The sequence below is a fragment of the Streptomyces sp. T028 genome, from assembly GCF_048159505.1.
Taxonomy (GTDB): Bacteria; Actinomycetota; Actinomycetes; order Streptomycetales; family Streptomycetaceae; genus Streptomyces.
Genome location: NZ_JBLRVZ010000022.1, coordinates 78,966 through 105,810, shown reverse-complemented (window position 1 = coordinate 105,810; position 26,845 = coordinate 78,966). Strand labels below are relative to the sequence as shown.

Annotated in this window: 24 protein-coding genes and 2 pseudogenes; 15 read left to right on the top strand and 11 right to left on the bottom strand. The window is 70.0% G+C overall.

The annotated features are described in order from the left end of the window. Positions 1 to 42 precede the first annotated feature (42 nt). The gene (locus ACLZN2_RS22315) at positions 43 to 507 is read left to right on the top strand and encodes a RidA family protein (RefSeq protein WP_416980745.1); all 465 of its coding nucleotides are present in this window, start codon (positions 43 to 45) and stop codon (positions 505 to 507) included. 407 nt (positions 508 to 914) lie between these two features. Beyond that, positions 915 to 2,345, top strand: coding sequence for an amino acid permease (locus ACLZN2_RS22310; RefSeq protein ID WP_416980744.1), 1,431 nt, complete (start codon positions 915 to 917; stop codon positions 2,343 to 2,345). A gap of 62 nt (positions 2,346 to 2,407) precedes the next feature. Here ACLZN2_RS22310 and ACLZN2_RS22305 read toward each other — a convergent pair whose 3' ends face one another. The 5 genes from ACLZN2_RS22305 to ACLZN2_RS22285 form a co-directional block, all read right to left on the bottom strand. Further along, positions 2,408 to 2,707: a sulfurtransferase TusA family protein gene (locus ACLZN2_RS22305; RefSeq protein ID WP_416980743.1), complete on the bottom strand. Its 300-nt coding sequence runs from the start codon at positions 2,705 to 2,707 to the stop codon at positions 2,408 to 2,410. Continuing rightward, positions 2,704 to 3,948, bottom strand: a complete 1,245-nt coding sequence (locus ACLZN2_RS22300) for an MFS transporter (RefSeq protein ID WP_416980742.1) — start codon at positions 3,946 to 3,948, stop codon at positions 2,704 to 2,706. The genes ACLZN2_RS22305 and ACLZN2_RS22300 overlap by 4 nt, the downstream gene beginning before the upstream one ends. Positions 3,949 to 4,057: 109 nt before the next feature. Then, complete coding sequence (locus ACLZN2_RS22295) at positions 4,058 to 4,609, bottom strand: DinB family protein (protein ID WP_416980741.1); 552 nt, start codon at positions 4,607 to 4,609, stop codon at positions 4,058 to 4,060. A gap of 32 nt (positions 4,610 to 4,641) precedes the next feature. Next, positions 4,642 to 5,724, bottom strand: coding sequence for a flavin monoamine oxidase family protein (locus tag ACLZN2_RS22290; protein ID WP_416980739.1), 1,083 nt, complete (start codon positions 5,722 to 5,724; stop codon positions 4,642 to 4,644). Positions 5,725 to 5,784: 60 nt separating this feature from the next. Continuing rightward, positions 5,785 to 6,819, bottom strand: coding sequence for an alcohol dehydrogenase catalytic domain-containing protein (locus ACLZN2_RS22285; RefSeq protein ID WP_416980737.1), 1,035 nt, complete (start codon positions 6,817 to 6,819; stop codon positions 5,785 to 5,787). 302 nt (positions 6,820 to 7,121) lie between these two features. Here ACLZN2_RS22285 and ACLZN2_RS22280 point away from each other — a divergent pair, with 302 nt between their 5' ends. Next, positions 7,122 to 8,012 carry a LysR family transcriptional regulator gene (locus tag ACLZN2_RS22280; protein WP_416980735.1) on the top strand — a complete coding sequence of 297 codons (891 nt, stop codon included), beginning with the start codon at positions 7,122 to 7,124 and terminating at the stop codon, positions 8,010 to 8,012. Between the two features lie 130 nt (positions 8,013 to 8,142). Then, on the top strand, positions 8,143 to 8,424 hold the full coding sequence (locus ACLZN2_RS22275) for a hypothetical protein (protein WP_416980733.1): 282 nt from the start codon (positions 8,143 to 8,145) through the stop codon (positions 8,422 to 8,424). 524 nt (positions 8,425 to 8,948) lie between these two features. On the opposite strand, the gene ACLZN2_RS22270 is transcribed toward ACLZN2_RS22275, so the two are convergent. After that, the gene (locus ACLZN2_RS22270; protein ID WP_416980731.1) at positions 8,949 to 9,641 is read right to left on the bottom strand and encodes a TetR/AcrR family transcriptional regulator; all 693 of its coding nucleotides are present in this window, start codon (positions 9,639 to 9,641) and stop codon (positions 8,949 to 8,951) included. Between the two features lie 132 nt (positions 9,642 to 9,773). Between ACLZN2_RS22270 and ACLZN2_RS22265 the strand changes: the two genes are divergently transcribed. After that, positions 9,774 to 10,544, top strand: a complete 771-nt coding sequence (locus ACLZN2_RS22265) for an SDR family NAD(P)-dependent oxidoreductase (RefSeq protein WP_416980729.1) — start codon at positions 9,774 to 9,776, stop codon at positions 10,542 to 10,544. A 246-nt stretch (positions 10,545 to 10,790) separates the two neighbouring features. Beyond that, positions 10,791 to 11,728 (top strand): annotated as a pseudogene (locus ACLZN2_RS22260) (aldo/keto reductase). Between the two features lie 15 nt (positions 11,729 to 11,743). Here the strand turns inward: ACLZN2_RS22260 and ACLZN2_RS22255 are convergent. Continuing rightward, positions 11,744 to 12,487: a response regulator gene (locus tag ACLZN2_RS22255; protein ID WP_416980727.1), complete on the bottom strand. Its 744-nt coding sequence runs from the start codon at positions 12,485 to 12,487 to the stop codon at positions 11,744 to 11,746. Continuing rightward, complete coding sequence (locus ACLZN2_RS22250; RefSeq protein ID WP_416980725.1) at positions 12,484 to 13,701, bottom strand: sensor histidine kinase; 1,218 nt, start codon at positions 13,699 to 13,701, stop codon at positions 12,484 to 12,486. The genes ACLZN2_RS22255 and ACLZN2_RS22250 overlap by 4 nt, the downstream gene beginning before the upstream one ends. Positions 13,702 to 13,897: 196 nt before the next feature. Here ACLZN2_RS22250 and ACLZN2_RS22245 point away from each other — a divergent pair, with 196 nt between their 5' ends. Genes ACLZN2_RS22245 through ACLZN2_RS22230 form a run of 4 tightly spaced genes read left to right on the top strand, consistent with a single transcriptional unit; the run spans position 13,898 to position 17,839 of the window. Beyond that, positions 13,898 to 15,550: a hypothetical protein gene (locus ACLZN2_RS22245; RefSeq protein ID WP_416980723.1), complete on the top strand. Its 1,653-nt coding sequence runs from the start codon at positions 13,898 to 13,900 to the stop codon at positions 15,548 to 15,550. After that, positions 15,550 to 15,990, top strand: a complete 441-nt coding sequence (locus ACLZN2_RS22240; protein ID WP_416980721.1) for a hypothetical protein — start codon at positions 15,550 to 15,552, stop codon at positions 15,988 to 15,990. The genes ACLZN2_RS22245 and ACLZN2_RS22240 overlap by 1 nt, the downstream gene beginning before the upstream one ends. A 60-nt stretch (positions 15,991 to 16,050) precedes the next feature. Continuing rightward, positions 16,051 to 17,253, top strand: coding sequence for a hypothetical protein (locus ACLZN2_RS22235; protein WP_416980719.1), 1,203 nt, complete (start codon positions 16,051 to 16,053; stop codon positions 17,251 to 17,253). Positions 17,254 to 17,257: 4 nt separating this feature from the next. Further along, the gene (locus tag ACLZN2_RS22230) at positions 17,258 to 17,839 is read left to right on the top strand and encodes a hypothetical protein (RefSeq protein WP_416980717.1); all 582 of its coding nucleotides are present in this window, start codon (positions 17,258 to 17,260) and stop codon (positions 17,837 to 17,839) included. Positions 17,840 to 17,846: 7 nt separating this feature from the next. Here ACLZN2_RS22230 and ACLZN2_RS22225 read toward each other — a convergent pair whose 3' ends face one another. Together ACLZN2_RS22225 and ACLZN2_RS22220 are read right to left on the bottom strand one after the other, a co-directional pair. Further along, positions 17,847 to 19,964 (bottom strand): GDSL-type esterase/lipase family protein, encoded by a 2,118-nt coding sequence (locus ACLZN2_RS22225; RefSeq protein ID WP_416980715.1) that lies wholly within the window; start codon positions 19,962 to 19,964, stop codon positions 17,847 to 17,849. A gap of 456 nt (positions 19,965 to 20,420) precedes the next feature. Then, positions 20,421 to 20,819 carry a winged helix-turn-helix transcriptional regulator gene (locus ACLZN2_RS22220; RefSeq protein WP_416980713.1) on the bottom strand — a complete coding sequence of 133 codons (399 nt, stop codon included), beginning with the start codon at positions 20,817 to 20,819 and terminating at the stop codon, positions 20,421 to 20,423. 119 nt (positions 20,820 to 20,938) lie between these two features. Here ACLZN2_RS22220 and ACLZN2_RS22215 point away from each other — a divergent pair, with 119 nt between their 5' ends. The 5 genes and pseudogenes from ACLZN2_RS22215 to ACLZN2_RS22195 all read left to right on the top strand — a co-directional run. Next, positions 20,939 to 21,652 carry a DsbA family oxidoreductase gene (locus tag ACLZN2_RS22215; protein ID WP_416980711.1) on the top strand — a complete coding sequence of 238 codons (714 nt, stop codon included), beginning with the start codon at positions 20,939 to 20,941 and terminating at the stop codon, positions 21,650 to 21,652. Positions 21,653 to 21,711: 59 nt separating this feature from the next. Beyond that, a complete protein-coding gene (locus tag ACLZN2_RS22210; protein WP_416980709.1) occupies positions 21,712 to 22,353 on the top strand; it encodes an FMN-dependent NADH-azoreductase in 642 nt (213 codons plus the stop codon). 75 nt (positions 22,354 to 22,428) lie between these two features. Beyond that, complete coding sequence (locus tag ACLZN2_RS22205; RefSeq protein WP_416980707.1) at positions 22,429 to 23,091, top strand: NAD(P)-dependent oxidoreductase; 663 nt, start codon at positions 22,429 to 22,431, stop codon at positions 23,089 to 23,091. Between the two features lie 76 nt (positions 23,092 to 23,167). Then, positions 23,168 to 24,097: a VOC family protein gene (locus ACLZN2_RS22200; RefSeq protein ID WP_416980705.1), complete on the top strand. Its 930-nt coding sequence runs from the start codon at positions 23,168 to 23,170 to the stop codon at positions 24,095 to 24,097. Positions 24,098 to 24,101: 4 nt separating this feature from the next. Beyond that, positions 24,102 to 24,317 (top strand): annotated as a pseudogene (locus ACLZN2_RS22195) (RICIN domain-containing protein); the annotation flags it as partial. Positions 24,318 to 24,616: 299 nt separating this feature from the next. Here the strand turns inward: ACLZN2_RS22195 and ACLZN2_RS22190 are convergent. Further along, positions 24,617 to 26,827, bottom strand: coding sequence for an MMPL family transporter (locus tag ACLZN2_RS22190; RefSeq protein WP_416980703.1), 2,211 nt, complete (start codon positions 26,825 to 26,827; stop codon positions 24,617 to 24,619). Positions 26,828 to 26,845: the final 18 nt, after the last annotated feature.

The following is a 26,845-nucleotide window of genomic DNA, read 5'->3' as shown; positions in this document are numbered from 1 at the left end:
ACGAGTGAAGAGCCGAGTCAAGAGCTGAGTGGAGACACCGTCATGACATCCGCCGTTGAAGCACGCCTGCTGGACCTGGGCGTGCCGCTCCCCGAACCTGCCGTGCCCGTGGCCAACTATGTGCCGTGCGTGCAGTCGGGCAACCTGCTCCACACCTCGGGGCAGCTGCCCCTGCGCGATGGAGCGCTCGTCGCCAACGGGCTGCTCGGCCGCGACCTGGACGTCGCGGCCGGGCAACTCGCCGCGCGGTGGTGTGCGGTCAACGTACTCGCGCAGGTGGGGACTTTCCTCGGTGATCTGGACCGGATCGAGCGACTGCTCAAGATCACCGTGTTCGTGGCCGGCGCATCCGGTTTCACCGAGCACCACCTCGTGGCCAACGGGGCCTCGGACCTGTTCGTGGACGCTCTCGGCGACGCGGGCAAGCACAGCCGCTCGGCCGTCGGTGTCGCCGCGCTGCCCATGAACGCACCGGTCGAAGTCGAGGCCGTCCTCGAAATCCGCTGAGGCGGATTTCCCCTCCTGTTCCCCGCCGGAGAAGGGCCTCGGTGATCAGTCACCGACGGTGGTTCAGTCACCGACGAGTCCGCCAAGGCTCTTCTCCCCCTCGCAGGTCACGCCGAGGCCCACTGGCCGCGCCACACCTGCACACGCCCACACGCACCTGCGCTGCCCGGCCCGAAGCCCGAAATGGCCCGGCAGCCGGTCGAACCGGCCCGCCACCCCGCTCAGCGGCCGGTCTCCCCTGGCAGCCCCCACCTGCCGTCCATGCGCCGCAGCCGCCATCCGCGTACCCGGCGCGCCCTCCCCTCCCCAGCCGTGATCCGGCTCGGCCACGCCCTCTTCACCTGGTCGACGAGCTCCGACGGCCAGTCATCAGCGATCGAACTGATCCGTCTCCAGGAGGCAATGCGATGGCAAGCGTCAACCCCGAGGCGTACGAGAAGGAAAACCTCAAACGCGACCTCAAGAGCCGGCACATCCAGATGATCGCCATCGGCGGCGCGATCGGAACCGGCCTGTTCTACGGCTCCGGCTGGGCCGTCAGGACGGCCGGCCCGGCGATCATCCTGACCTACGTCGTCGCGTCCGTGGCGATCTACTTCATCATGCGCGCGCTGGGCGAGATGTCGGTGGAGGAGCCCGTCTCGGGCGCCTACATCTCCTACTCCAACCGCTACATCCACCGCTTCGCCGGCTTCCTCAACGGCTGGAACGCCTTCGTCTTCCTCCTCGCCACCAGCGCGGCCGAACTCAACGCCCTGGGCCACTACGCCCAGTACTGGTTCCCCCAGCTGCCGATCTGGGTGACCGCGGCGGTCGCCGTCACCGTGATGTTCGTCGTCAACATCATCGGCGTGAAGGTCTACGGCGAGGCCGAGTTCTGGTTCGCGGTGATCAAGGTCGTGGCGATCGTCGCGATGATCCTCTTCGGTGTCGCCATGATCGTCTTCGGTGTCGGCAACCACGGCCACCCGGTCGGCTTCGGCAACCTCATGGACCACGGCGGGTTCTTCCCCCACGGCCTGAGCGGAGTCGTCCTGGCCATGGTGATGGTCGCCTTCTCCTTCGGCGGCGTGGAGAACCTCGGGCTCGCGGCCGGTGAGGCGAAGGACATCGCCAAGACCATGCCCAAGGCGGTCAACGCGACCTTCTGGCGGCTGCTGATCTTCTACGTCGGCGCCATCACCGTTCTCGTCACCCTCTTCCCGTGGACCGATCTGACCGGGGAGGGCAGCCCCTTCGTGACGGTCTTCACCAAGATCGGCATCCCGGCGGCCGCGACCATCATGAACCTGGTCGTGATCACTGCCGTGCTGTCGGCGGTGAACGCGAGTGTGTTCACCAACAGCCGCACGTTCTACAACCTGTCGCTGCAGGGCAACGCGCCGGCGTTCCTCGGAACCGTCAACCAGCGCAACGTTCCGTCCAAGGCGATCACCCTCGTGTTCGTCACGGTGTTCGGGAGCGTCCTGCTCAACGCCCTGATGCCCGAGCAGGTCTTCTCGATCTTCTCCTCGGTCACCGTCTACGGCCTGGCCTGCGCGTGGGCGTCCATCGCGATCAGCCACCTGCGATTCCGCAGGATCAGGATCCAGAACGGGCAGGAGAACCAGATCCGCTACCGGGCGCCGTTCTACCCCTACGCGAACTACCTCTCCCTGGTGTTCGTGGCCGCGGTCATGGTCTGCATCGCCATCCTGCCGGACATGCGCACCTCCTTGTACGTCTCCGGGAGCTGGGTGCTGGTGGTCTTCATCGCCTACAAGATCCACACAAGAGGCGGTGAGAACCAGAAGACCCAGCCGGAACCGGCCCGGGTCGAGAGCGCGCCTGTCGAGTGATCGAAGCAGGCAGGTGCCAGGGGGCCGGACACCTTCTCCGGCCCCTGGCACAGCGCCGGATCTCAGTGTTCGGCCCGCCGCCACGGGGCCTCAGGGTGGGTGGGGGACGCGTCGGCGGCGAGCCGCAGCGCGTACACCGCCCGGTCGGTGCCCGGGACCGGGCCGAGGTACGTGTGTCCGGTCATGTGGCACCAGGCCGGCAGGTCGAGCGGTGCGGCCGGATCGGTGGCGACGACGTGGACGACGGTGCCCGGCGCCGCTCCGTCGATGGCCTGGCAAAGACGCAGCAGGAGGGTGACGCACAGCAGGCCGGTGCCGTCCACGGTGAGGTCGGCATCGGCAGGTGGGACGGACCTGCTCATCGGCGACTCGCGCTGACGGCGATCGCCGGGAGGACGGCGAGGGCGAGAACGCCACCGGTCAGGGCGAGGACCGGGTAGCCAGCGGCCGCGACGACGAGACCGGAACTCAGGCCGCCGGTGGCGCCGGCGATGGCGATCGAGACGTCGACCAGGCCCTGGGTCCTGGCGCGGGTCGCCAGCGGCACGGCCTCGGTGATCATCGCCGTTCCGGAGACGAGTCCGAGGTTCCAGCCCAGCCCGAGCAGGGCGAGCGCCAGGGCGAGCAGGGCGACGGAGTCCGCGGGCGCCGCGGCGGCGGTGAGGCCGGCGGCCAGAAGGGTGAGTCCGGAGGCGGCTGCGACGACCGTGGGGCCGTATCTGTCGACGAGCCAGCCGGTCAGCGGTGAGGGCAGATACATCGCGCCGACGTGGATGGCGATGACGAGGCCGGAGGCGGCGGTGCCGTGGCCATGGTCATGCATGTGTACGGGCGTCATCGTCATGACGGCGGTCATCACGAGCTGCGTGAGGATCATCGTCAACGCACCCGGCATCAGCCCCGGACCACGGGTGCGCGCCGCTGTCGCGACAGCGGCCGGCGTCGGCTGCTGGAGGTCGAAGCTGCGGGCGAGCAGCAGCGGGTCGGGGCGCAGCCACACGGCGAGGACGAGGGCGGCCAGCGCGTAGGCGGTGCCGGAGAGCAGGAACGGTCCGGCCAGGGTGGGGATGCCGAGGCTGTCGGCGAGGTGGCCGGTGGGTGCGGCGAGGTTGGGGCCGACGACGCCGCCCAGCGTGGTGGCGACCAGCACGGTGGAGACGGCGCGGGCGCGGTGGGCGGGCGCGGCGAGGTCGGCTCCGGCATACCGGGCCTGGAGGTTGGTGGCCGTGCCGGCGCCGTAGACGAACAGGGCGATGAACAGCAGCACGGGACTGTCGGCGACGGCGGCGGCGATGACGCCCGCGCTGCCCATGGCGCCGGTCAGGTATCCCGTTGCGAGACCCGGTCGGCGGCCCCGGGCCTGGGAGATGCGGCCGATGGTGACGGCGGCGAGTGCGGAGCCGGCGGTGAACAGGGCGCTCGGCAGACCCGCGAGGTCGCTGGAGCCGAGCATGTCCTGCGCGAGCAGGGCACCGACGGTGATACCGGCGGCGAGGCCGGCCCCGCTCAGGACCTGGCTGCAGACCAGGACGGTGAGGACTCGACGTTGTGCCTCGGACCGGGGGGATATACCAGCCTGGGAGTCTGAGGCGGTACTCGTCACGATGACTTCTTCTTTCCGGTGGGGCGGCCGAGGCCGACGGGGGACGAAATCGCCCGGCGCTGCGCGAACGGCGGCAGCGCCGGGCTGGTGGTGACGCGCCAGAAGCCGACTACGATCCCTCGACAGCCGTCTGGAACCCGTCGACGACGAGGTAGCCGTCGATGCGCCGGACGTGTGCGCAGTCGGGATCCGGCGGCAGTGCGTGCCCGAGATCGTTGCCGCGCACCTCGCTGATCCACTGGTCGTGCTGGTACTCATGGTTGATGAGCGCCGTGAGCAAGTGAGTTGCGACGATGGTGAGTTGTGCGGGGGCGCTGACCCGGCCGGCGGCGATGTCGCCCATGCGGGCGTGCACGCGTTCGGCGACGGTGGTGCGGAAGTCGGTGAGTCGCCGGACGGTGGGCAGGGCTCCCCGGAACTGTTCGGGGTTCGCGGAGTCCATGAGTCCGTCGAGCTCCGGGTCGGGGCTGGGTTCGGCCGCGGTGAGGTTGCGGATCATGAAGTGGGCGACATGGGCCTGGTGGCCCAGGTGCCAGCCGATGGCACTGGAGTTCTCGTGCGGACGCCAGGTCACCTCGTCCGGGGTGAGGTCCCGCCACAGGTCGTCGGTGTAGGCACGGGCGCGGTCGTACTCGCGCAGCAGTGCTTCGATCTCGTGCATGGTTTCGCCTCTTCTGTGTTCAGGGGCCCTTGTCACGGAGCGGGGGCGGCCGTGCGGGCAGGGGGTGTGGACAGAACGGTGTACGCCGCTCGCTCGGCGGCGGCGAGAGCGCCCTCGATGTGCCCGGCGTACTGGGCGGCCGTCTCAGTCGTGGCCCAGTGCAGCCTGCCGCCCAGCGCGGGCCGCTGGTAGAGGGGGTGCCCGAACAGGGAGTAGTCGGCCAGGCGATGCACGGCGGGCGGCGCGGTCCACGGCTCGCTGCTCCAGTCCCGGACGTGGAGCGACTCGGGTTCCGCGGCGGCGGCGCCGAAGAGCTGGGCCAGCTGAGCGGTCACCGCCTGCTCGAAGTCGGGGCCGACGGCCTGGGCCGGGGCGAAGCCGAACAGTGCGGCGGGCCGTCCGTCGGGACCGGACATGTCGTGCAGCTCCTGCAGGGGGCCGGTTCTGCTGACCGCCGCCCCGGCGAGCCCCGCCTCCCGCCAGAAGGCCGTGGAGTAGCGGGCGACGACCTTGGCAACGGCCCCCATCCACACCGGAGTCGCCCGGGCCAGGCGGGCCAGGTCCGGGGACAGTTCCGGGTCGAATTCGATGTGCGAGAGGGCGAGCGCGGGCGGTACGGCGAGCACGACGTGCTCGGCATGAAGCACCATGTCCGGCGTACGGACGTCGAGACCGCCGTTGGCGTGCCGGTGGATCGCGGTGACCGGGGTGTCGAGCCGAAGGGCGTCCGCCGGTAGTTCGGCGGCGAGAGCGCCTGCGAGCGTTCCGGCTCCTGACGCGAAGCGACGCGCGGGGACGTCGATCAGGTTGCCGGCCAGCCGCCGTACGCCGGTGGCGTCCTGCACGAGCGTGTCGCCTGCGAGATGCTGCTCGAAGGTGTCGATGCCGAGCCGCGCGGCGAGGTCCGCGACCCGCTGTTCCCCGTCCCAGAACCAGGTGGCCCCCAGGTCGAGGGCTCCGGGCGGAGCGGCTGCGCTGAGCAGCCGTCCGCCGACGCGCTCACGCGCCTCCAGGCAGACGGTGTCGCGCCCGGCAGCCACCAGAGTGGCGGCCGAGGTCAGTCCGGATATCCCGGCGCCGATGACGACGACGTCGTGACCGTCGCGCTGGAGCATGTCGGCTCCCCTTCTTGCTTTACGGGTTCTTGCTCTACGAGTTCTTGCTCTACGAGGCGGTCAGGCGCCGGGAATGAGGACCATCCGGAAGCGGGCCTTGCCCTCTTGCTGGATGTCGAGTGCCTGCTGCGCCTCCTCCAGCGGGACGGTCTGCACTCGGGGGCGGACGCCGGTCGCGACCGCGAAGCGCATGGCCTGCTCGGTGTCGGCGGGGCTGCCGGTCAGATGGCCGGTGACGCTGCGCGCGCCCATCACGAGCTTGGCCAGGGGCAGTTGGAGGGGAGATCCGTCGAAGCCGACGACAGTGAGTTTCCCGTGCGGGGCGAGTCCGTCCACCAGGTCCGCGAGCGGCTTGCTGCTGGAGGCCGTGGACAGGATCAGCCGCGCCCCGCCCAACTTCGCCAGGGCCGCTCCGGGTTCCTGCCGCTGGGTGTCGATGTAGTGCCGCGCGCCCAGTTCCTCGGCGAGCTTTTGCTTCTCCGCGCCCCGGCCGATCGCCACGGTCTCGAACCCCATGGCCGCGGCGAACTGCACCGCCAGATGCCCCAGGCCACCGATCCCGAGGACGGCGACCAGGTCCCCCGGCCCGGCGCCGGAGTGCCGCAGGGCGTTGAAGACGGTGACGGCGGCGCAGCCGAAGGGTGCGGCCTCCTCCGGGGACAGGCCCTCGGGGATCCGGGCGAGAGTGGTGGCGGGAACCGTGATGGTGCTCGCCCAGCCACCGGGATACGCCATGCCCGGAACCTTCCGCTCCGGGCAGTGGACGACATCCCCGGTGCGGCAGGCGGTGCAGTGCCCGCAGCTGCCGCCGAACCAGCCGACGGCCACCCGCTCCCCCACCTGCCACCCCTCCACCTGGGGGCCCAGCTCCGCGATCACACCGGCGACCTCGTGCCCCGGAGTGACGGGGAAGCCGGTCGCCGGAGCGGGATTGCGGACCGTACCGATGTCCGCGCCGCAGATACCGGTCGCCTCCACGTCGACACGCACCTCGCCGACACCGGGTGGCCGCGCCTCAACCGGGACGACCTGTACGGCAGCCCCGGGCCCGGCGACTTGTGCGGCCCTGTGAACGTGGTTGACGTTATGCGACACGAGAATCTCTCCTTGGTTTGAAAGAGACGCGCACGCCAGCGGAAATACCGCAGCATCGTCCCTCCGGCACCGTAAGAGCGTCCGGACACCCCCGGTAGACGATCAATGCGAATGGGGGCATACACAGCGGCTATGGCCCGTCTGCTTGGGCGGTGTACTGGAGGCGGTGGATACGGTGTGTGCCGCTCGTCCGCCGCCTACACCGCTGCGCATAGACGCTGGTTATGCTGAATCGGCAAGCCCCCACCGTAGGCAGCGAAAGCAAGCCGGGCGGGGGAGACAAGCGAACGGAGCAATGAGCCATGGCCGGCAGCGAGCGTTTGAACCTGGAAGGGCTCAGGTACGCGCAGGCCGTCGCTGAGACCCAGTCGTTCAGCGCCGCCGCCCGCGCGTACGGCGTCACTCAGCCCGCCCTGTCCAACGGGATCGCCAAACTGGAGGAGCGCCTCGGCGACAAGCTCTTCGACCGGTCGCCTCGCGGGGTGACCCGGACGGCGTTCGGCGCGCGCATCCTGCCGCTCATCGAGCGGGCGCTGGGCGCGCTCGACGCGGTCACGGCAGAGGCCAGGCGACTGACCGAACCGGGCGAGCAGAAGATCCGCATGGGAGTCTCCCCCCTGATCGGCTCCCTGCTGATCGCCCGGGCCTTCAGCGGCGTCTGCGAGCTGCCCTCCCCGCGCGACCTCGTACTGCGCGAGGCGAACATGCAGGACCTCCGCGAAGGCCTGCTCGCAGGGGAACTCGACATCATCCTGATCCCGGCCGTCGCCGCGATGCCGCGCTTCGAGCACCGGGTCATCGACGTCGAATCGATCGTCGTCGTCACTCCCGACTCCATGGATGACGCTCCGCTCGAACTCGAAGAAGCCGGCAAGGAGCAGTTCATCCTCGTGCCGGACACCTGCGGCCTGACCACCTTCACCACACAGCTCTTCCAGGCACACCAGGTGCCCCTGCGCGCGTATCCCGGGGAGGCCGCCAGCTACCAGGTCCTGGAGGACTGGACGAAGCTGGGCCTCGGCTCGGCCATGGTCCCCCGATCCAAGCTCACCTCACCCGACGTCCCGCACCGGCCGTTGATGAACGAGGGCCGCGAGGTGCAGATCTCCTTCGAAGCGGTCTGGAACGCCGACTCCCCGCTCGGCTCGGACCTGCTCCGCCTCGCTGACGGCCTTGCCGCTGCCCGCCGCTAGCCATACGCATCACTTATATCCTGATTCAACGAGATCCCCTACCGGACCTCGCGGGGGATGCCTAACTTGGCAGGCACATCGCGGAACCTACCGCGCCAGTGAATCACCGCCGACCGAGTGAGGTATAGCCATGGCGTATCTTGAGATCACCCTGCAGGTGGACCCGGCCAACCGCGTCGCCGCCGCGGGCGTGTACGAGAAGTACAAGCAGCCGTTCCTGACGACCGTCACGGGCGCCATCAGCAAAGAGCTCCTCGTCCGCGACGAGGACGTCCAGGTTCTCCACGGCTTCCAGACCGCGGCCGACGCGAAGGCATACCTGGAGAGCGACCTCTTCACCCGCGACGTGGTCGGTGGCCTGTCCCCGCTGCTGAAAGCCGCGCCCGAGGTGCGGCTGTACGACACGGTCTGATTTCCTCAGAAGCGAGGCGCGCACCCGCGGCGCGCTGCCCACCGTCGAACGCGGCTTACCGGCGTTCGCGACAATTCGCCCCGCTCATCAACGGCTTGCGTGCTCGTCGGTGCGTGCCACTGAATCCACCTGTGCCCCACCGTCCGCTCACGCATTGCCCGTTGAATGACCAGCAGCTTCCCCGGTGTACTGGGTCACCCCACGCCACCTTGCCGGTGATGACGGTGAGGGGTCTGGTGCACGATCGGGCGACATCTGAACCGGCTTGCCCTGTGGGGCGGGTCGGAAGGATGTCGCTGTGCCCAAGCCTTATCCGGCGGGGCTCCGCCAGGACGTTGCGCGGGCCGCGCGGGACCGCGGTCTGGGTGCCGGTGGAGCAGGTGGCCACCGATACATCTGGACCTCAACGCTTCCGCACCGTAGACGCGTTCTCCGGAACCGGCCCGATCGACGCCGACGAGACCGAAGCGACAGCGATCAGAGACCCTTCGCGATCCCAAGTCCACGCAAGATCACCTCGTGAATCATGACCGCTCCTGAGGGCCCCCCGGACCAGGTGCTACCGGCGCGGGCGGCGTGCAGGCGGCGGCTGACAGGGCGAGCAGGAGCGGCTTGGTCAGGATGGTCATCTCGAGCGGCGTTCGCGGGCACCCGCGCTGCAGCCAGTCGACGGCCACGCCCAGGAGCGCACCGGCCGCGAACGCCGCAGGGACGTCGTGCGCGATGTCGGACAGGCCGGTCGCGTCCGGCGGGACGTCGCCCGTCGCGCCAAGGTATGCGGAGAAGTGCGCGGACACCGTGGTGCGCACGCGTACGTGCTCGATGACGCGGGCGCTCCCCGTCGGTCCCAGCAGGCCGCGGTACAGGCCCGCGTGCTCGGCGAAATGCGTGAAGAAGGCCGTCAGCACGGGGTCCGGGTCGACCGGATCCTCCGGGCGATCCGACGGGTTCACCCGTGCGGGGTCGAGGGCTGTGAGCAACCCGATCATGTCGTCGATCATCGAGGTGCAGGCGGCCTCGACCAGCTCGTTCACATCCTGGTAGTGGGCGTAGAACGTCGAGCGGTTCACGTCGGCCCGGTCGACGACGTCGGCGACGCTGATCTGGGAAACGTCCCGTTCCTCGACGAGACCGATCACGGCGCAATGCAGAGCCGCCCTGGTACGTCGCACGCGCCGATCGCCCGGCACGGCGCCGCTGCTCTTGATCATGGCCATGCTCCTCAGCGTACCTTCTCCCCCGCCAGGATAGGCAACATCGCAGCGGTTTTCCAACACGATGTTGGAAAACCGCCAGACTGTTGTCTATGGTTGGTCCTTCCACCGTCGCCGCCGGAGAGGAAGAGGGAGATGCGAGGACTGCAGGGCAAGAGGATCGTCATCGCCGGGGGTGCCGCCGGGATCGGCGCGGCCACGGCCGAGCGGCTCACGAAGGAAGGCGCCTCCGTCGTCATCGGTGACCGCAACCTTGATGCCGCACAGGCCACGGCCAAGCACCTGGGCGAGGCCGGCGGCACGGCTCTCGCCGTCGAGTTCGACCTCGCCGACGAGAGCTCGATCCAGGCGCTCGTCGACACGGCCGCCACCGAACTGGGCGGGATAGACGGGCTGTTCAACGTCGGCGCCGACCTGTCCCCCCAGAACCTGGGCCGGGACACGAACCTGCTCGACATGGACCTGGGCGTATGGCGCCGCACCTTCGAGGTGAACCTGTTCGGCTACGCCCTCACCTGCCGCGCGGTCATCCCCCACCTGCTGGCCCAGGGCGGCGGCGCCATCGTCAACACCTCGTCGGGTTCGGCCTGGATAGGCGAGCCCGAGCGCCCCGCCTACGGTGCGTCCAAGGCCGCCATCAACGCGCTGACCCGGCACATCGCCTCCGCCTGGGGCAAGCAGGGCGTTCGCTGCAACACCGTCGCCCCTGGCGTGACCATGACCGAGCAGGCGCAGCAGCAGGTCGGCGAGGAACTCAAGACCATGGTCCTCGGGATGGTCCGCAGCCCACGCCTGGGCCTGCCCAACGACCCGGCCGCCGCCGCCACCTTCCTGCTCTCCGACGACGCCGCCTGGGTCAACGGACAAGCCTGGTCGATCGACGGTGGCATGACCATCCGCGACTGAAGTGCCCTAGCCAGCATCGGAACCACTGCTTCCGGTGAACCGGGACTCGATGCCATCAACACGATCGTCCCGCCCGGTACTGACATCAACCCGGCCGACGGGTGCCACACCACGCCGCCGTCGATCACCGATCCCCGCGAACGCCGGCGCGCATAGCGCTCGGACCGGCGCGCTCAATGCGCCATTGCCGTCGCCGCGCCGGTGCCGTTCAGCCCGAACAGTTTGATTTCATCAAGGGAGTACCTCATGCAGATCAGGACACTGGGCACCCAGGGCCTGACCGCCTCGGCCATCGGCTACGGCGCGATGGGCACCGCCTTCGCCTACGGCCCCTCGGACGACACCGAGTCGATCGCCGCGATCCGCCGCGCCCACGAACTCGGCGTCACCCACTTCGACACCGCCGAGCTGTACGGCTGGGGCGCGGGCGAGCAACTGCTCGGCCACGCGCTCGCGCCGATCCGCGACGAGGTGACGATCGCGACCAAGTTCGGTTTCACCGAGACCTGGGGGACGGACTCCCGGCCGGAACACATCCGCGAAGTGGTCGACAACAGCCTGCGCAACCTCAACACCGACACGATCGACCTGCTCTACCAGCACATGCCCGACCCGAACGTCCCCATCGAGGACGTGGTCGGCACCATGAAGGAGTTCGTCGACGCCGGCAAGGTCAAATACCTCGGCCTGTCCAACGCCGACGAGGACACCATCCGCAAGGCCCACGCCGTGCACCCGATCTCCGCGCTGCAGAACCAGTACTCGATCTTCGCCCTCGACACCGAGCCCCTGTTCCCGGTCCTGGAGGAACTCGGCATCGGGTTCGTCGCCTACTCGCCTATCGCACGCGGTTTCCTCAGCGGCGACGTCAAGTCCATCGACCACTACGACGCCGGCGACTTCCGCCGACAGCTGGCCTGGTGGAAGCCGGAGAACTTCGACGCCAACGTCGCCATCGTCGCCGAGCTGACCAAGCTCGCCGAGACCAGGGCGCCACCCTGTCGCAGCTGGCCCTGGCGTGGCTGCTCGCGAAGAAGGACTACATCCTCCCCATCCCCGGCTCACGCAACCTCGGCCGCGTCGCGGAGAACGTCGCCGCGGCCGACCTCACGCTGACCGCCGAGGACCTCGCCCGCATCGCCGAGATCGCCCCCGCAGGCGGCATCGGCGGCAGCCGGGACTGACATCCGCCCACCTCCTCAATGCCCTCGGCCGTGGTCCCCGAGGCGATGCCTACGCCCTTCGTGCGAGGCGCTTGCCGGCCCGGGGAACGCGTCGAACGGCGCGGAGGATTTCTTGACGAGGCCGTGCAGGTGGGCGTACGCGACGGCGTGCACCCGATCGCGCAGGTTCAGCTTGGCCAGGATCCGGGAGACGTGGGTCTTGACCGTCTCATCGCCGATGCCGAGGCGGTCGGCGATCTCGGCGTTGGTGTACGCCTCCGCGAGCAGGAGCAGCACCTCGTGTTCCCGCGCGGTGAGGTGCTCCAGGGCCGCCGGGGTGGGCGGCGGGGCGATGCCGTCGGCCAGGCGGGCGATGAGCCGGCGGGTCACCGAGGGGTCGATGAGTGCGTCGCCGCGGGCGGCCACGCGGACGGCTGCGATCAGTTCCTCCGGCGGGAGGCTCTTGAGGAGGAAGCCGCTGGCCCCCGCCTGCAGCGCTCGGTGGACGTAGGCGTCGTGGTCGTAGGTGGTCAGCAGGACGACCTTGGTGGTGTTCGCCGGCTCGGCCAGGATCGTCTCGGTGGCGCGCAGGCCGTCCAGCAGAGGCATGCGGATGTCGAGGATGGCGACGTCGGGGCGCAGTCGCCGTACCTCGTTCACGGCGGTCCGGCCGTCCGAGGCCTCCGCCACGCACTCGAGATCGGGCTGGGTGGCCAGGGCGGCGCACAGGCCGGAGCCCAACATGGCGTGGTCGTCGGCGACCAGGAAGCGCACCGTCATGAGGGCTCCAGCGAGTCCGGACGGTCCAGGAGGTCCGGACGGTCCAGGGGGAAGGTCACGGTCGTCGTCCAGGTGCTGCCGTCGGGGGCGGGACCGTGGGCGACGGAGCCCGCGAACATGGCGGCGCGGCTCCGGATTCCCTGCAGTCCCCGTTGCGGGGAGTCCGGCCGGGCGCGCGTTCCGGCGGGGACAGGGTTGGTCGTGGTCACGGTGAGGGTGCTGGGACCGTAGCGCAGTTCTACGTCCGCGGTGTCGCCCGCCCCGTGGCGCAGGGCGTTGGTGAGCATCTCCTGGACCACGCGGTACGCGGCGATGTCCAGCGACTCCGGAAGCCGCGGTGGAATGCCGTGGACGGTCACGCGCGCCTTCAGCCCCACGGCACGGACGGTGTCCAGGAGTTCGGTCAGGTTGTCCAGGCCCGGCTGGCTGTCCTCCTCACCGGGAGCGCCGTGCAGGAAGTCCAGCAGACGGCGCAGGTCGGCCATTGCGGCCCGGCTGGACGTTTCGACCGCGGTCAGGGAGTCCGCCAGGTCGACGCCGTCGGGCGTGGCGGCGGCCCGCAGGCGGGCGACACCCGCGTGCACCCCGATCGCGCTCACATGGTGGGAGATCACGTCATGCAGATCGCGGGCCATGCTGCTGCGCTCCTGCGCGATCGCCTCGGCCATGGCCTGCCGTGCCTCCAGCCGCTCGCGTTCGGCGCGCTGCTCCAGGTCGGCGATGTAGGCGCGCCGGGCGGTGGTGTAGCGCCCGACGAGCCAGGGAAGCAGGGCGTTACCCAGTACTCCGAGCAGCGTTCCCCCGGACCTGTGGTCCCCCGCACGGAGAATCTGTCCGCCGGCGATCCCGGCCGCCAGACAGGCCAGCGACGCCAGGGCGGGCGCAAGGTCCAGCCAGGCGCCCGCCCGGTACGCCGAGACCAGCATGCCCGCACTGTTGAGCTGGAGCAGCGGCTCGTGGCCGGGCAGCAGGGCGGCACCGGCCAGCGCGACGACAGCCTGGGCGACGGCCACCACTCCGGACAGCCGTGGGGCGGTGGCCAGTCCCGCGTCGACGACCACGACGCCCGCGAAAACGATCCAGTGCCACGCCGTCAGCGGGTGGGACGCGTCGGAGAGGAAGAAGCCGAGGGAGTCCACCGCCAGGGTGGTCGCGGCGACCAGAAGGGACTGACGGGTCAGCGATCCGTTGACGTCCCGGGCACGGATGGACACGGTCCGACGCCGTACGTCGTGCGCGTCTTGTCCCTCGCCGGCAGACAAACCCTGTGACCTTCCCTCTCCGCTTCGGGCGGCTTTCCTGGCCATGATGCCTGGTCACGATCCGGCCCGGGTCCCCCGTCCGGGGGATGGAAGCCTCCCCTGTCACCGTGACGACAGCGGCATGCGGCGCTCGTAGCGTGGCCGCACCATGAACGACTCGCCCCCTCGTACGACGGGACACCCCGGCTGCCCGCGTACGGCCCACCCCCATCGACACCAGCTCTGGGCCGTGCTCTCCGTCCTGGTGTGCGCCGTGGCCCTGCTGTTCACCTCGGGCTCGGCGGCCATGGCGGACTCCGCCTCCTCCGGCAACGACGTCCAGGTCGCCCAGACGCTCGGCGACCGGGAGCTGACCGTCATCCTGCGCAGGGTCACCGGCGTGCCGGGCCCGCTGCACGTGGACGTGATCACGCACAAGGGCACGGCAGCAGGACGGATCAAGCTGGCGGTGACCCCGACCGGCGTCTCGACGTCCGCGGCCAAGGCCGAGGAGTCCGGTACGACCGTCGACACGGCCGTCGTCAGACTCGGCAGCCGCCTCGGCTCCTACTCCGCGCAACTGGAGGTCGACCAGGTCGGCCCCTGGGAGCTGACGCTCGACGACGGCGCCGGGAACACCGCGAAGATCCCCTTCGTCGTGTCGAAGACGACCACCTCACCGCCGGAGAAGGCGGTGTACGCCGGCTTCATCGGCGCCGGTGTCCTCATCCTGGTCACTGTGATCGTGGCCGTGCGCGTGCGGCGCGGCTGGTGGACGCTGCTGCCGTCCGGCGGGGTCGTCGCCTGCCTCGCCGTGGCGGTCACCGGGGCGGTCCTCTCCTCCAGCCTGCCGTTGCCGGCCTCGCAGGGTGGCCAGGTCGACGCCACGATCGACAGCGTCGGAAGCCCGTACACCTCGGTCGCCCAGCAGTCGAGCGACTACTCGCGCCCGCCCGCCACGCTGTTGCTGAAGTCGTCCACGACCCGCGCCGGCGCGACCGACACCCTGACTCTGACGCTGACCGACGCATCCACCGGCCTGCCCGTCGACGACCTCGTCGTCCACGACGGGGCCCTGCTGCACCTGCTGGTCGTCGGCCCCTCCGGGCAGCTCTACCACCTGCACCCGGTCATGACCGACTACGGCACCTTCGAGGTCCGGCTGCCCCTGCCGGAGGCCGGGCACTACGCGGTCGCGGCCGAGTTCGCCCGTCGGGGCGGAGGGGTCCAGCAGATCCGCTCCGCGACCGGCATCGACGCGACCGGCTCCGCCAAGGCCGCCGCCAGTGATGTGCCGGTCAAGGAAGGCACCGGCACCCGCACCGTCGACGGGGTCCCCGTACGGCTGACGGCGTCGTCGCTCGTCGCGGGCAAGGCGGCCGTCCTCACCGCCCGGGTGGGCAGCTCGGCGACCCTCCAGCCCTGGCTCGGCATGCTCGGGCACATGATCGCCGTCGGCCCGCTGAAGTCGACGACGGCCGCGGTGGGCGAGGAGGCGCAGGACGCCGAGGTGTGGGGGCACTCCCATTCCATGGGAGCGGTGTCGGACGACAGCTCGGACGACATGTCGGGCATGGAGGGGATGGAGGGAATGGACCACTCCTCGTCCTCCTCATCGGACATGGACATGGACTCGATGAGCGGCCTGAACTCCGTCAACGGTGACAGCACCGCCGACGAGACGGTCGCCGCGTACGGCCCGGACGTGTCCTTCGTCTACACCTTCCCCAAGGCCGGCGACTACCGGATCTGGATCCAGGCCGAGCGCGACAACACGATCCTGACGGCCTCGTACGTCCTGCACGTGACGGAGGCGAAGTGATGACTCGGCGCGTGCGTCGCCGCTACCTGATGGGCGCGGCCCTTCTGGCCACCGTCCTGTTCACGATGCTGGCCCTCCGCACGGTGGTCTCGGCCGGTACGACGGACTCCGCGTCCGGCGGTACGACGCTCACCGGCGGCACGGCCCGGGACGTCGTGACCGTGACGGTCGCCTCACCGGAGACCGGCATGACGGCGGTGGACGTACGCCTCACCCCGCGCGGGACAGCCGCCTCCGCGGCCAGGACCGTCACCGTCTCCGCGGTCCTGCCCACGGCGGGCCACGCCGTGCCCGAGTACACCGCCGAACGCACTGCGACGAACCGCTACCACGTCCCCTCCCTCCCGCTGATGATGCCTGGCCGCTGGGAGGTCCTGGTCGAGATCGACGGCGGCGGCCACCACGACCGGCTGGTCTTCCCGCTCACGCTCACCCGTTGAACTCCCCCTCGAACTCCCCAATGGACTCCCGTTGGACTTCCCTTTCCGAAAGGCATGTTGATGGACGCTGTCCCCTTGCCGGCGCCGATCGCCGCCGGCCCGGCCACCCGGACGCGGGCCGCCTCGACCGTGGCCGGACCCGCCGGCGCCTACACCGTCCTGGCCGGCACGCTGACGTCGCTCGTCGGCATCAGCTGGGACGTGCAGTGGCACATCGAGGTCGGCCCGGACACCTTCTTCACGCTCTCCCACCTGATGCTGTACTCCGGCAGCGCCATCGCCGGCGTCGCCAGCCTGGTAATGGTCCTGCGCGCCACCTTCGCCCAGCGGGCCGGACGCCCGTGCGACCCCGCCGTCGGCGGCAGCCCGGTGCGGTTGTTCGGCGGCACGTTCACCGCGCCGCTGGGCTACCTGGTGGCCGGCACCGGTGCCGCGCTGTTCCTGCTGTACGGCCTGATGGACCTGTGGTGGCACTCGCTGTACGGCTTCGACGCCGTGCTCAACTCCCCGCCGCACGTGGCCCTGTTCATCTCCATCAGCCTGACCATGCTGGGCAGCATCATCGTCTTCTCCGCCGCCCGCGACCAGCGCTGGGGGCGGATCGGGTTCATCGTCAGCATCCCGGTCCTGATGACGTTCTGCCCGCTGACGACGTACGCCTTCGAGGGCCTGTCCCAGACCGTCGACCCGCAGCTCGCGGGCAACGTGTTCTTCGCCGTCTGCCTGGTGCTGATGGGCGCGATGACCCTGCGCCGCCCGGGCACCGCGTTGTGGATCGCGGCGGTCCTCGGAGCCATGCAGGCCTTCCTGTGGTGGTTCTCGTCGTGGGCAGCCGAATGGTACGCGGGCTACGTCGGGCTGCCGATGCGCGACAACCTGATGAACACGACTCCCGAACTCCCTTCTGGTATCCCCATGTTCATGGGCGTCGTGGCCCTGGTCTTCGAGGCGCTGCTGTGGCTCGGGCGGCGCAACGGCTGGTCGGCGCGCTGGCTGCCGCAGGTCGTGGGAGCCGTCGGCGGCGTCGTGGTCAGCCTCTCGATGCTGCTCCAGGAGAACCTGCTGCGCGGCGGCAGCGGCGGAGGTGGCGGCGGCGGCGGGCCGATGGGGCCGGGCGGCAGCTCCTCCACCGTGAGCACATATCTGACCGACACCGTCCTCGGCCTGGTGTGCGGAGTCCTGGCCGGCTTCCTCGCGGCCCGCTTCTCCGTCCTGCTGCGCCTGGGCAACCCCTCCGTCGAGCTCGATCAGGAAGGCTGCTGAGCTGATGTACTCCCGAACGCACCGGATCCGAGCCCTGTTCCTCGCGCTCGGCACCATCGCGGCCACGCTCTTCGTCTCGGCCCCGGCCGCCCAGGCGTACGAGCCGGTCGACATCGTCCACACCGAGAAGGTGAAGGTCGGCCCGTACAACCTGACGGTCGGCTTCTCCAAGTGGCCCCTGCGCGCCGAGCAGTCGCTGGACTTCACCTTCGCCCCCGACGGCGGAATCACGGGCAAGTCCGGCACCCTGACCATGACCGCCCCCGGTCAGAAGGCCGGAGGGGGCGGCGGCTTCGGCGGCATGGGGAGCCAGCTGGCGCGCCACCCGCGCAAGCTGTCGGTGTGGGGCCTGGACGTCCAGTCCCTGTCCACCGAGGGCAAGTGGAGCTTCACCTTCACCATCAGCGGCTCCCAGGGCCAGGGCACCGGCACCCTCAGCGGCATCACCGTCCTCGCCCAGCCCGGCCCGCCGAAGGCCCTGAGCTGGAGCGTCTGCGCCCTGCCCGTCGTAGGGCTGATCGCCTTCCTGACCGTGCCCTGGCGCCGCCACCGCCCGGCCCGCAGCCTCGCGGCGTTGAGCTACTGACGGACGGTCAGCATGGACGCCGTGTGCCCGCAGCCGCTAACCCGCGCCAAGGCTGTTCGATGCCGGTGAGATCGGTGATGGCGTCAACCAGGCGTGTCGCGGCCTTGCGATGCCCCTTGGCGTTGGGGTGCAGGGTGTCGGTGAAGTCCGCGGCATCGAGCCAGCCGCGGGTGGAGACGTAGGAGGTCCGAGAGTCGCCCGGTTCAGCGACGGCGGACCGTGTGGCCGGGGCCGTGGCGATCGCGACCCCGGCCACACCGAAGGGTTCGAGGGCGACGATCACCGCGTGCGGATAGCGAGTGCGGACCTCGCGCAGCAGTTGGAGGTACCCCTCCCGTACATGGTCGCTCGGAGCCTTCATGTCGTTCGTGGTCTGGTTGATGACGACGACCGCCGCGTCGAACGCGGCGGCGGACGATCCGGCGTGGTTGAGGCCGATCGCGTCCTGGGCGCGCGGGACGCCATCATTTCCCCCCTTCGTGACCCCCTGGCCCCCGAAGCCGACCTGTTCCAGCCCGGCGCCGAACGCCTTCGCGACCAGCCACGGATAGGCGAGCGTCCCGTCGGCGCACTCGGACGTGACGGACGCACAGTGGAGGTTGACGCCTTGTGTGATGGAGTCGCCGAGAAAGGTGAACCGGTGCGCCGGGGCCGGGGGCAGCTCCTCCAGCACCGTCCCGTCGGCCAGGTCCAAGCCGGCGAACCGCACGCCCGAGGCGAGCGGCGGCTGCCAGCGGTTGGCGTTCTCATAGACGTCTTTGACCGCCAGCACCAGGGTGTGCGTCCGCGCCGGCAGGTCGTCGCGGGTGAGGCGGATGACGTCGCGGTCCACCACGATACGGTCGGTCTTCTCGCCGTCGACGTAGGCGTAGATCTCGGGCGGCGCGGTGATCCTGTCGCGGTCGAAGCGCGCGTCCACGGCTGTCCCGGTGAAGCGAAGGGTGATGCGGGAGCCGCTGTTGACGGTCGTCGCCAGCCCGGGTCGGATGTTCCAGCGGCCCTCGTAACGCAGGAGGGGATGGCCCGGGTCGATGTGCCCGGTCGGGCCGTGGCCCTGGCACCGCCCGGACTCGGACCGCAGGAAGGCCAGGTCCAAGGCCTCGCCCATCGCTTCGTACCCGGTCGGCGTCGGGTGCAGGGTGTCGCCGGAGTCGTAGCCGGCACGCAACGCGTCCGGGTGTCCGGTCCGGCCGAGGATCCGTTCCAGGTCGAATACGTCGTCGAACAGTGGGCTGGTGCGGATGAACCGGTTGACCGCGGCCTTGTCGGCATGTGCGTACGCACCCCGTGGCGGGAGAGTCGCGCCGGTGACCCGCAACCCGCCCTCCCGCAGCCGGGTCGCGATCTCGGTGAGGTTGCCGATGACCTGCTGGGCGGACCGGCCGATGGTGAGGTCGTTCGTCCCGATCTCCACCACCACGTCGGTGACCCCGGCCAGATCGAGTACGTCACGGTCCAGCCGGGCGAGGACTCCGGTGGTGATGTCCCCGTTGACGCCCTGGTTGACGATCCCGGCGCGCGCGAGGTCAGGGTCCGCGGCGATCCGGCGCGCCACCACGTCGGTCCACCGCTCGTAGGTGTCCATCATCGCGTCGTCGTTGAAGGGTGGGAACGCCTGGTCGCCGTCGGTGATCGAGTCGCCGATCGCCACGATCGACCGCGGTGCCTCGGTCAGCACCTCTACGGCATCCAGCCACGGCACCGGCTCCTGCAAGGACGTGAACGCCGCGCCCTCGGACTCGGAGGTTCGGTCGCCCGCGCCCGCGGCCGTCACGTACTGCGTGACGTAAGTCTGCGCGTGCACGGACTGCGGTGTCGGCGTCGGGACGTAGAGACTGACCACGAGGTCGCGCAACGCGCGCACCGGCAGGTCGACCGGGTCGCTGAGCAGGCCGGCTCCGGGTCCGACCGACGCGCCGGCCCTGCCGCCGAAACGCAGCGGCCGCAGCGTGGACGCGTTGACGGCCGCGCCGGCCCGGCCGCGCCGCTCCGCGACGGTCGCCGCCGCCACGCGCAGGGGAACCCCGGCGCTGTTGGTGAGCCGGATGCGGGCACCGCAACCCTCCAGCGTCGGCCGGACCACCAGACGGTAGGTGGCCTCCGGCGGCGACGGGGCGTCGGCCACGGTCGGATGCTCCGACCACTGCGACACCCGAACGCCGCCGCGGCTCTGCGCGTTCGCCCACGCGGCCCGCCAAGAGGCCGCCGTGGGTGCCGCGTCGGTCTCCACGACGGACTGGACTCCGCCCAGTGGCTCCGCGGAGACACACCCCTGCCCGTCTGGCCGGCCTGGTCGGTGTGCGGATACCAGCGCGCGTGATGGCGTTCCGCCAGTGCGCACGTCAGAGCCGGTCATGGGCATGGCCTCCACCCTCGATCACTTGGCCCAGGGAGCTCGGGCGCCGTGAAGGGAGCGCATCACGCTATGAGACCAGCGTGCAGGGATGGAAAGTCCAGGCTTCGGGCTACGCGTTGGAGGTTCGCCACATGCCGCTGCCGAGGATTCCTCTCGGCACTCGCCCTGACTCTGTCGCGGAACTCGGAGCGGACCCGCTCTTCACCACCTGGATGCGTGCGGTCGTCACCGTGCGGCGGCGCGGGCCCGGTGTTCGCGGATCTCGTCGTGGTGGTCGGCGGCCCAGCCGAGCAGGGAGGACGCGATCTCGTGGAGGCCGCGGCCCAGCGGGGTGAGGGCGTACTCGACGCGCGGCGGAACCTCCGCGTACGCGGTGCGGGTGATCAGACCGTCCTCCTGGAGCTGGCGCAGTGTGAGGGTGAGCATCCGCTGGGAGATTCCGGGGATCTGGCGCTGCAGGTCGGTGTAGCGCAGTGGGCCGGGCTCCACGACCGCGATGACCAGCAGGCTCCACTTGTCGCCGACGCGGTCGAGGACCGTCCGGATGAAGGCCATGTGCTCGGCGGGGATGGCGGCGCAGGGCCCCACCGCTGCCGCGCCACCTGAACTGCTCGTGACCTCCATGGCTCACATTCCTCTCCGGCACACACATCGATGTGCCTTTTGTATCGACTTCCATACTGGCCCATCATGGCGCTACGCACAAAACGTAGGAATCAAAGCGCAGGCATGGGAGGCGCGTCATGAAGATCGAGATCTGGGCCGAGGTCACCTGCCCGTGGTGCGGACTGGGCAGCCACCGTCTGGACCGGGCCGTAGAACGGTTCGAGCACGGCGACGAGGTGGAGGTCATCCACCACTCGTTCCCACTGAGCGGTTCGTTCCCCGTGGACGAGACCTTCGGCGTCCGTGACGCGCTGCTGCGCCGGCATGGGATGGGCGGCTCCCAGGCGGAGGTGTCCACCCGCCGGATCGAGGCGCTGGCCGAGTCCGAGGGGCTCAGCCCCTACAAGGTGCTGGACAACCTGGTCGGCAACACCGACCTGGCGCACGAGTTCCTCGCCCACGCCTCCGCCGAGGGCAAGAACCGCGAAGCCTGGGACGCGATCTTCCGCGCCTACTTCGGTCAGGCCCGTCCGGTCTTCAGCCTCGACGATCTGCTCGACCTGGGTCGGGAGATCGGTCTGGACCGGGAGGACACTCGCCAGGCGCTCACGGAGCACCGCTACCAGCGGCAGGTCCTCGACGACGTCGCCCGAGCCCGGCGCCTGGGTGCCACCGGCGCACCCTTCATCGTCGTCGACGGCAAGTACGGCATCCCCGGGGCGCAGGACAGTGACGGCCTTCTCAACGTGCTGCGCACGGCCTGGGACGAGTCCCACCCGCTCAACCTGGGCACCGACGGAGACGCTCCGGTCTGCGGACCCGACGGCTGTGCCGTACCGGCCCCCAGCTGACCTCCATCCACCGTCCACCCCCGACACACCCTTGATCATTTTGAAAGGCTGATCCCCTCATGTCCTACCTGCTGCACATCGACGCCTCCTCGGTCGGCGAGGCCTCCGTCTCCCGTCAGGTCGCCCAGTCCTTCCGCGGCGAGTGGAACGGCGCGGTCGTCCACCGTGACCTGGCCGTCTCGCCCGCGCCGCACCTCAGCGCGGCGGGCATCAGCGCCCGCGTCACCGACCCTGCCGAGCACACCCCCGAGCAGGCGAAGGCCATGGCGGTCCAGGACGAGCTGATCGAGGAATTCCTCGGCGCCGACGCATACCTGTTCACCGTGCCGATGTACAACCTCACGATGCCCTCCGTGTTCAAGGCATGGCTGGACCAGATCATGGTCAACGGCCGCACCCTGAGCTTCGACGGACCCCCTCCCACCGCGGGCCGCCCGGCCGTGCTGATCTCCGCGCGCGGCGGCGGCTACGGCCCCGGCGCACCCAAGCACGGCATGGACCACCTGGTGCCGGCACTGGAAACCGTTCTGGGCCACCCGACCAACCTCGGCCTCGGCCTGACGACGGTCACGCCCGAGCTGACCATGGCCCCGCACGTGCCGGCGCTGGCCCCTCTCCTCCCCCTCCACGAGGCGTCGCTGACCGGCGCCCACGCCCAGGCACGCGGCTTGGCCACCGCCATCGGCGGCCAAGCCGCCTGACCGTGGCCTCGACCGTCTCCCACCTACCGCCGGGCCGTCGGCCCGGCGGTAGGTCCCGAAAGGCAATCGATCATCATGTCTGACCTGCTCATCCTCGGCGGCACCGGCCGCACCGGCATCCACGTCCTCAAAGAGGCCGCCGAGCGAGGCCACCGCGTCCGGGCCCTCGTACGCCACCCCGACGCCGTCCAGGCCCCGGCCGGCGTCGAACTGATCCAGGGCACGCCCGCCAACATCGACGACCTCCGCAAGGCCGCCAGCGGCACGAATGCGGTCATCAGCACGCTCAACAACTCCCGGGCCTCCGACAACCCCTGGGCCAAACCCGTCAGCCCGCCCATGTTCATGACCGACGCCACCCGCAACACCCTCACGGTGATGCAGGAGGAGGGCATCCATCGGATCGTCGTGACCTCCACGATGGGTGCCGGAGACGACTGGGCCCGGATCAACCCGGTGTTCAGGGCCCTGATCAAGATCTCCAACCTCAAGGCCGGCTTCGACGACCACCACGGCGTCGACAGGCTCCTGCGCGCCTCCGACGTCGACTGGACCCTCGCCCGAGCCGTCGCCCTCAGCGACAAGCCGATGAGCGGCGCTCTGCACGCCGCCGAGGCCGGCACCGAGAAGCCTGGAGCGCGGATCAACCGCGGCGATCTCGCCCGCTTCCTCCTCAACACGCTGGAGCAGGACACCTGGATCCGCAAGGCCCCCCTCGTCTGGAACGCGCAGGGATGACACGCCGCACGCTCCTCACCCCTGTCCTCCGTAGCGCTGAACCTCCATCCCCTATCCCCCTCCAAGGAGACATGACGTGAAGATCCACGCACTGGGTTACCTCGGATTCGAATCGCCGCGCCACGAAGAGTGGTTAACCTTCGGCCCCGAAATATTCGGCCTGCAGATCGGCGACCGCGACCCGGACGGCACCATCCACCTGCGCATGGACGACCGCCACCGCCGCCTCTCCATCCACCCCGGTGAAGAGGACCGCCTCGCCTACGCCGGCTGGGAGCTGGCGGGCAAGGCCGCTTTCGAGGAGGCTGTCGCCGAACTGAGCCACAAGGGATACGCCCCGCACCTGGGCACCGCCGAGGAATGCAAGCAGCGGGAGGTACTGGGGCTGGCCCGCTTCCAGGACCCGTACGGCTTCACCCACGAGGTCTACTACGGGCCCACCGCCACCGTGGGCTCGTTCCTGCCGGGCAAGCCCATGGCCGGCTCCTTCGTCGGCGGGGTGGACGGAGTCGGGCACGTGGTGTTCGTCGTCCCGGAGATCACGCCCGAGCTTGAGAAGTTCGTCACCGGCCTACTGGGCATGGAGCTGGACATCACCCTGCCCGCGGGCAAGAGCCGCCCTGGCGGGCAGTTCTACCGCTGCAACCCCCGCACCCACTGCCTGGCCTATATTGCCCTGCCCGGCCACAAGGGCGTCCACCACCTGGAGATCGAGAGCACCCACATGGACGATGTCGGGCGCGCCTGGGACCTGGTGCAGGAACGCGAACTGCCCATCACCGTCACCCTCGGACGGCACATGCCCGACACGCTCATCTCCTTCTACTTGCGCACCCCTGGCGGCTTCGACATCGAATTCGGAGCCGGCGGCGAACTACGCGACCCCGACTACATACAGACCACCCCCTCCGCCCCCGAGGCTTGGGGCCACAAGTTCGTCGGCGACGGCTGGCCCACCACCGTCCGCCTCCTCACTCCTGAGCAGCACCCGACCGGCAAGGAGTGATTCCGCCGACAACAACGGCACCACCAACGGCACCAAGGTGATCATCTGGGACTGCAACAACGGCACCAACCAGAAGTGGACCGTGAACTCCGACGGCACCATCACCAACAACCTCTCCGGCCTCTGCCTGGACGCCTCAGGTGCGGCGACCGCCAACGGCACCAAGCTGATCCTGTGGACCTGCAGCGGCCAGAGCAACCAGCAGTGGACCCTCAACTGACACCAGTCCCAGGAGCGCGAAGGAACAACCGGCGAGGGTGCGGCAGCACCCTCGCCGGTCGGCGTACACGTCCCTTGAGCACCGCCCGCCGCAAGGCCGCGGGCAGCGACGCGCTCGACGGGGCCGCTCGTCAGTAGCTCAGCGCCGTGAGCTGACGGCCCGGGCAGTGGCGGCGCCAGGGCGGTGAATCCTGCGTAAAGCCGCCTGTCCTCAGCTGTTCCCGGGAAGGGCGGCTGGAGGACGGGGCTCGGTCATCGGGTGAGGCTGTCAGGGCTGTCGCAGACGCGCAGAACGTTCACTCAGCGGTGCGCGGACGGCTCCGGTTGCGGAGCCTGGCCGTCCGGCGACGGGGCCGGAAGGGGTTCGTCCGGCGGTTCCACGGAGAGGTGGGGCATGGTGCGCTCCAGCCAGGCCGGCAGCCACCAGTTGGCCTTGCCGAACAGGTGCATGGCCGCGGGGACCAGGACGGTGCGCAGGATGAAGGCGTCCAGGGCGACCGCGGCGGCCAGGCCGATGCCGAACTCGGCGATCACGCGCTGGCCGCCGAAGACGAAGGCGACGAAGACGCAGACCATGATGGCGGCGGCCGCGGTGATGACCCGCGCGGTCTCCACCTGGCCGACGCGCACGGACCGGGCGTTGTCCTTGGTGTGCACCCACTCCTCGTGCATCCGGCTGACCAGGAACACCTGGTAGTCCATGGACAGGCCGAACAGGATGGAGATCATGATCACGGGGATGAAGGCGTCCACGGGACCTGATTTGCCGAGCCCGAGGGCCTCCGAACCCCAGCCCCACTGGAACATCGCGATCAGGATGCCGAAGGAGGCTCCGGCGGCCAGCAGGTTCATCACCGCCCCGGTGGCCGGGATGAGCAGACTGCGGAAGGCGAGCATGAGCAGCAGCCCGCCGAGGACGACGATGACCGCGATGAACTCCGGCAGCTTGCTGGTGAGCACGGCCGCGAAGTCGTCGAATATCGCGGTCTGGCCGCCGATGTGGACCCTCAGGGTGGTGCCCTTCTCGGCCGCGGGGATCACCTCGTCGCGCAGGTGGTCGATCAGATCGGAGGTCTGCTTCGCCTGGGGGGAGGTGGTGGGGACGACCTGGACGATGCCCACCGTGGCGCCCTGCCGCATGGGCAGCGCGGCGACGCTCGCGACGCCGTCGACGCTCCCCAGCTGGGTGGACAGTTTCGTCAGGGCGGCCTTGTCCGCGGCCGTGGGGGCCTGGGCGACCAGTCGCAGCGGCCCGTTGAAGCCGGGGCCGAACCCGTCGGCCAGCAGGTCGTACGCCTGGCGGCTGGTGCTGGAGGACGGGTTGTTGCCCGCGTCGGACGATCCCAGGCGCAGGGACAACACCGGGATGCTGAGGGCCGCCATCACCACCAGGGCGACCAGGGACAGTGCCCGGGGGCGCCGCTGCACCAGAGCGGCCCAGCGGGCCCAAGGGCCGGATGCGGTGTTCTCGGCCATGGGCTCGCCCGCGGCCAGCCGTCGCCGGGTGCGTCGGCCGAGCACCCTGGTGCCGAGCAGGCCGAGCATGGCCGGCAGCAGGGTCACGGCGGCCAGCACGGTCATGGCCACGGTCAGCGACGCGGCCACGGCGACGCCGTTGAGGAAGTTGACCCGCAGGACGAACATGCCCAGCAGGGCGATACAGACGGTGCCGCCGGCGAACAGAACGGCACGTCCCGAGGTGTTCACCGCCCTGGTGAGGGATTCGGGGACGTCGAGCCCTGTCAGCAGGCCCTTGCGGTGCCGGGTGACGATGAACAGGGCGTAGTCGATGCCCACGCCGAGGCCGATCAGGGCGGACAGGGTCGGGGCGACGTCACCCATGCTCATGGCATGGCTGAGCAGGCCGGTGGCGAGGACCGCGGTGCCTACTCCGGCGATCGCGGTCAGGATGGGCAACGCCATGGCGAACAGCGAGCCGAAGGCGAAGAACAGCACCACGGCGGCGGCGAGCACGCCGACCAGTTCACTGGTGGCCGGTGGCGCCTGTTCGGTGTTCTGGATCGCCTGGCCGCCCAGTTCCACCCGCAGGCCGTCGGTCCTGGCCGCCTTGGCAGTGTCGATCACGCGGCTGACGTCCGCCTTGTCGAGTTCCTGCGCGGCCTTGGCGAAGGTGATCTGGGCGTAGGCGGTACGGCCGTCCTTGCTGATCTGGGCCGCGCCCAGCTTGCCGTAGGGGCTGGTGACGGCGCTGACCTCGGGCAGCTTGGAGATCTTGTCCAGGGTGCCGGTCATCCGCGTCTTTGTCGCGCTGTCACGGACGGAGCCGGTCTCGACATGCCAGACCACGGTGTCCGTATCGCCCGCCTGGGTGGGGAAGGCCGACTTGAGCAGGTTCAGGGCGCGGGTGGATTCGGTGTTCGGCAGCGAGAAACTGTTGTTGTAGGCACTTCCGGCGCTCTGCGACGCAACGCCGAGTCCGACGAGCATGCCCAGCCAGAGCAGGACGACGACGAGCCGGTGGCGGTAACACCAGCGGGCGAGAGTGGACATGGGAAGGGGCTCCACGTT

Bases quoted from the DNA above. Each gene is read 5' to 3' on its own strand.
- ACLZN2_RS22315 (WP_416980745.1), top strand. From the start codon at position 43: ATGACATCCGCCGTTGAAGCACGCCTGCTGGACCTGGGCGTGCCGCTC.
- ACLZN2_RS22310 (WP_416980744.1), top strand. From the start codon at position 915: ATGGCAAGCGTCAACCCCGAGGCGTACGAGAAGGAAAACCTCAAACGC.
- ACLZN2_RS22305 (WP_416980743.1), bottom strand. From the start codon at position 2,707: ATGAGCAGGTCCGTCCCACCTGCCGATGCCGACCTCACCGTGGACGGC.
- ACLZN2_RS22295 (WP_416980741.1), bottom strand. From the start codon at position 4,609: ATGCACGAGATCGAAGCACTGCTGCGCGAGTACGACCGCGCCCGTGCC.
- ACLZN2_RS22290 (WP_416980739.1), bottom strand. From the start codon at position 5,724: ATGCTCCAGCGCGACGGTCACGACGTCGTCGTCATCGGCGCCGGGATA.
- ACLZN2_RS22280 (WP_416980735.1), top strand. From the start codon at position 7,122: ATGGCCGGCAGCGAGCGTTTGAACCTGGAAGGGCTCAGGTACGCGCAG.
- ACLZN2_RS22275 (WP_416980733.1), top strand. From the start codon at position 8,143: ATGGCGTATCTTGAGATCACCCTGCAGGTGGACCCGGCCAACCGCGTC.
- ACLZN2_RS22270 (WP_416980731.1), bottom strand. From the start codon at position 9,641: ATGGCCATGATCAAGAGCAGCGGCGCCGTGCCGGGCGATCGGCGCGTG.
- ACLZN2_RS22265 (WP_416980729.1), top strand. From the start codon at position 9,774: ATGCGAGGACTGCAGGGCAAGAGGATCGTCATCGCCGGGGGTGCCGCC.
- ACLZN2_RS22255 (WP_416980727.1), bottom strand. From the start codon at position 12,487: ATGACGGTGCGCTTCCTGGTCGCCGACGACCACGCCATGTTGGGCTCC.
- ACLZN2_RS22245 (WP_416980723.1), top strand. From the start codon at position 13,898: ATGAACGACTCGCCCCCTCGTACGACGGGACACCCCGGCTGCCCGCGT.
- ACLZN2_RS22240 (WP_416980721.1), top strand. From the start codon at position 15,550: ATGACTCGGCGCGTGCGTCGCCGCTACCTGATGGGCGCGGCCCTTCTG.
- ACLZN2_RS22235 (WP_416980719.1), top strand. From the start codon at position 16,051: ATGGACGCTGTCCCCTTGCCGGCGCCGATCGCCGCCGGCCCGGCCACC.
- ACLZN2_RS22230 (WP_416980717.1), top strand. From the start codon at position 17,258: ATGTACTCCCGAACGCACCGGATCCGAGCCCTGTTCCTCGCGCTCGGC.
- ACLZN2_RS22220 (WP_416980713.1), bottom strand. From the start codon at position 20,819: ATGGAGGTCACGAGCAGTTCAGGTGGCGCGGCAGCGGTGGGGCCCTGC.
- ACLZN2_RS22215 (WP_416980711.1), top strand. From the start codon at position 20,939: ATGAAGATCGAGATCTGGGCCGAGGTCACCTGCCCGTGGTGCGGACTG.
- ACLZN2_RS22210 (WP_416980709.1), top strand. From the start codon at position 21,712: ATGTCCTACCTGCTGCACATCGACGCCTCCTCGGTCGGCGAGGCCTCC.
- ACLZN2_RS22205 (WP_416980707.1), top strand. From the start codon at position 22,429: ATGTCTGACCTGCTCATCCTCGGCGGCACCGGCCGCACCGGCATCCAC.
- ACLZN2_RS22190 (WP_416980703.1), bottom strand. From the start codon at position 26,827: ATGTCCACTCTCGCCCGCTGGTGTTACCGCCACCGGCTCGTCGTCGTC.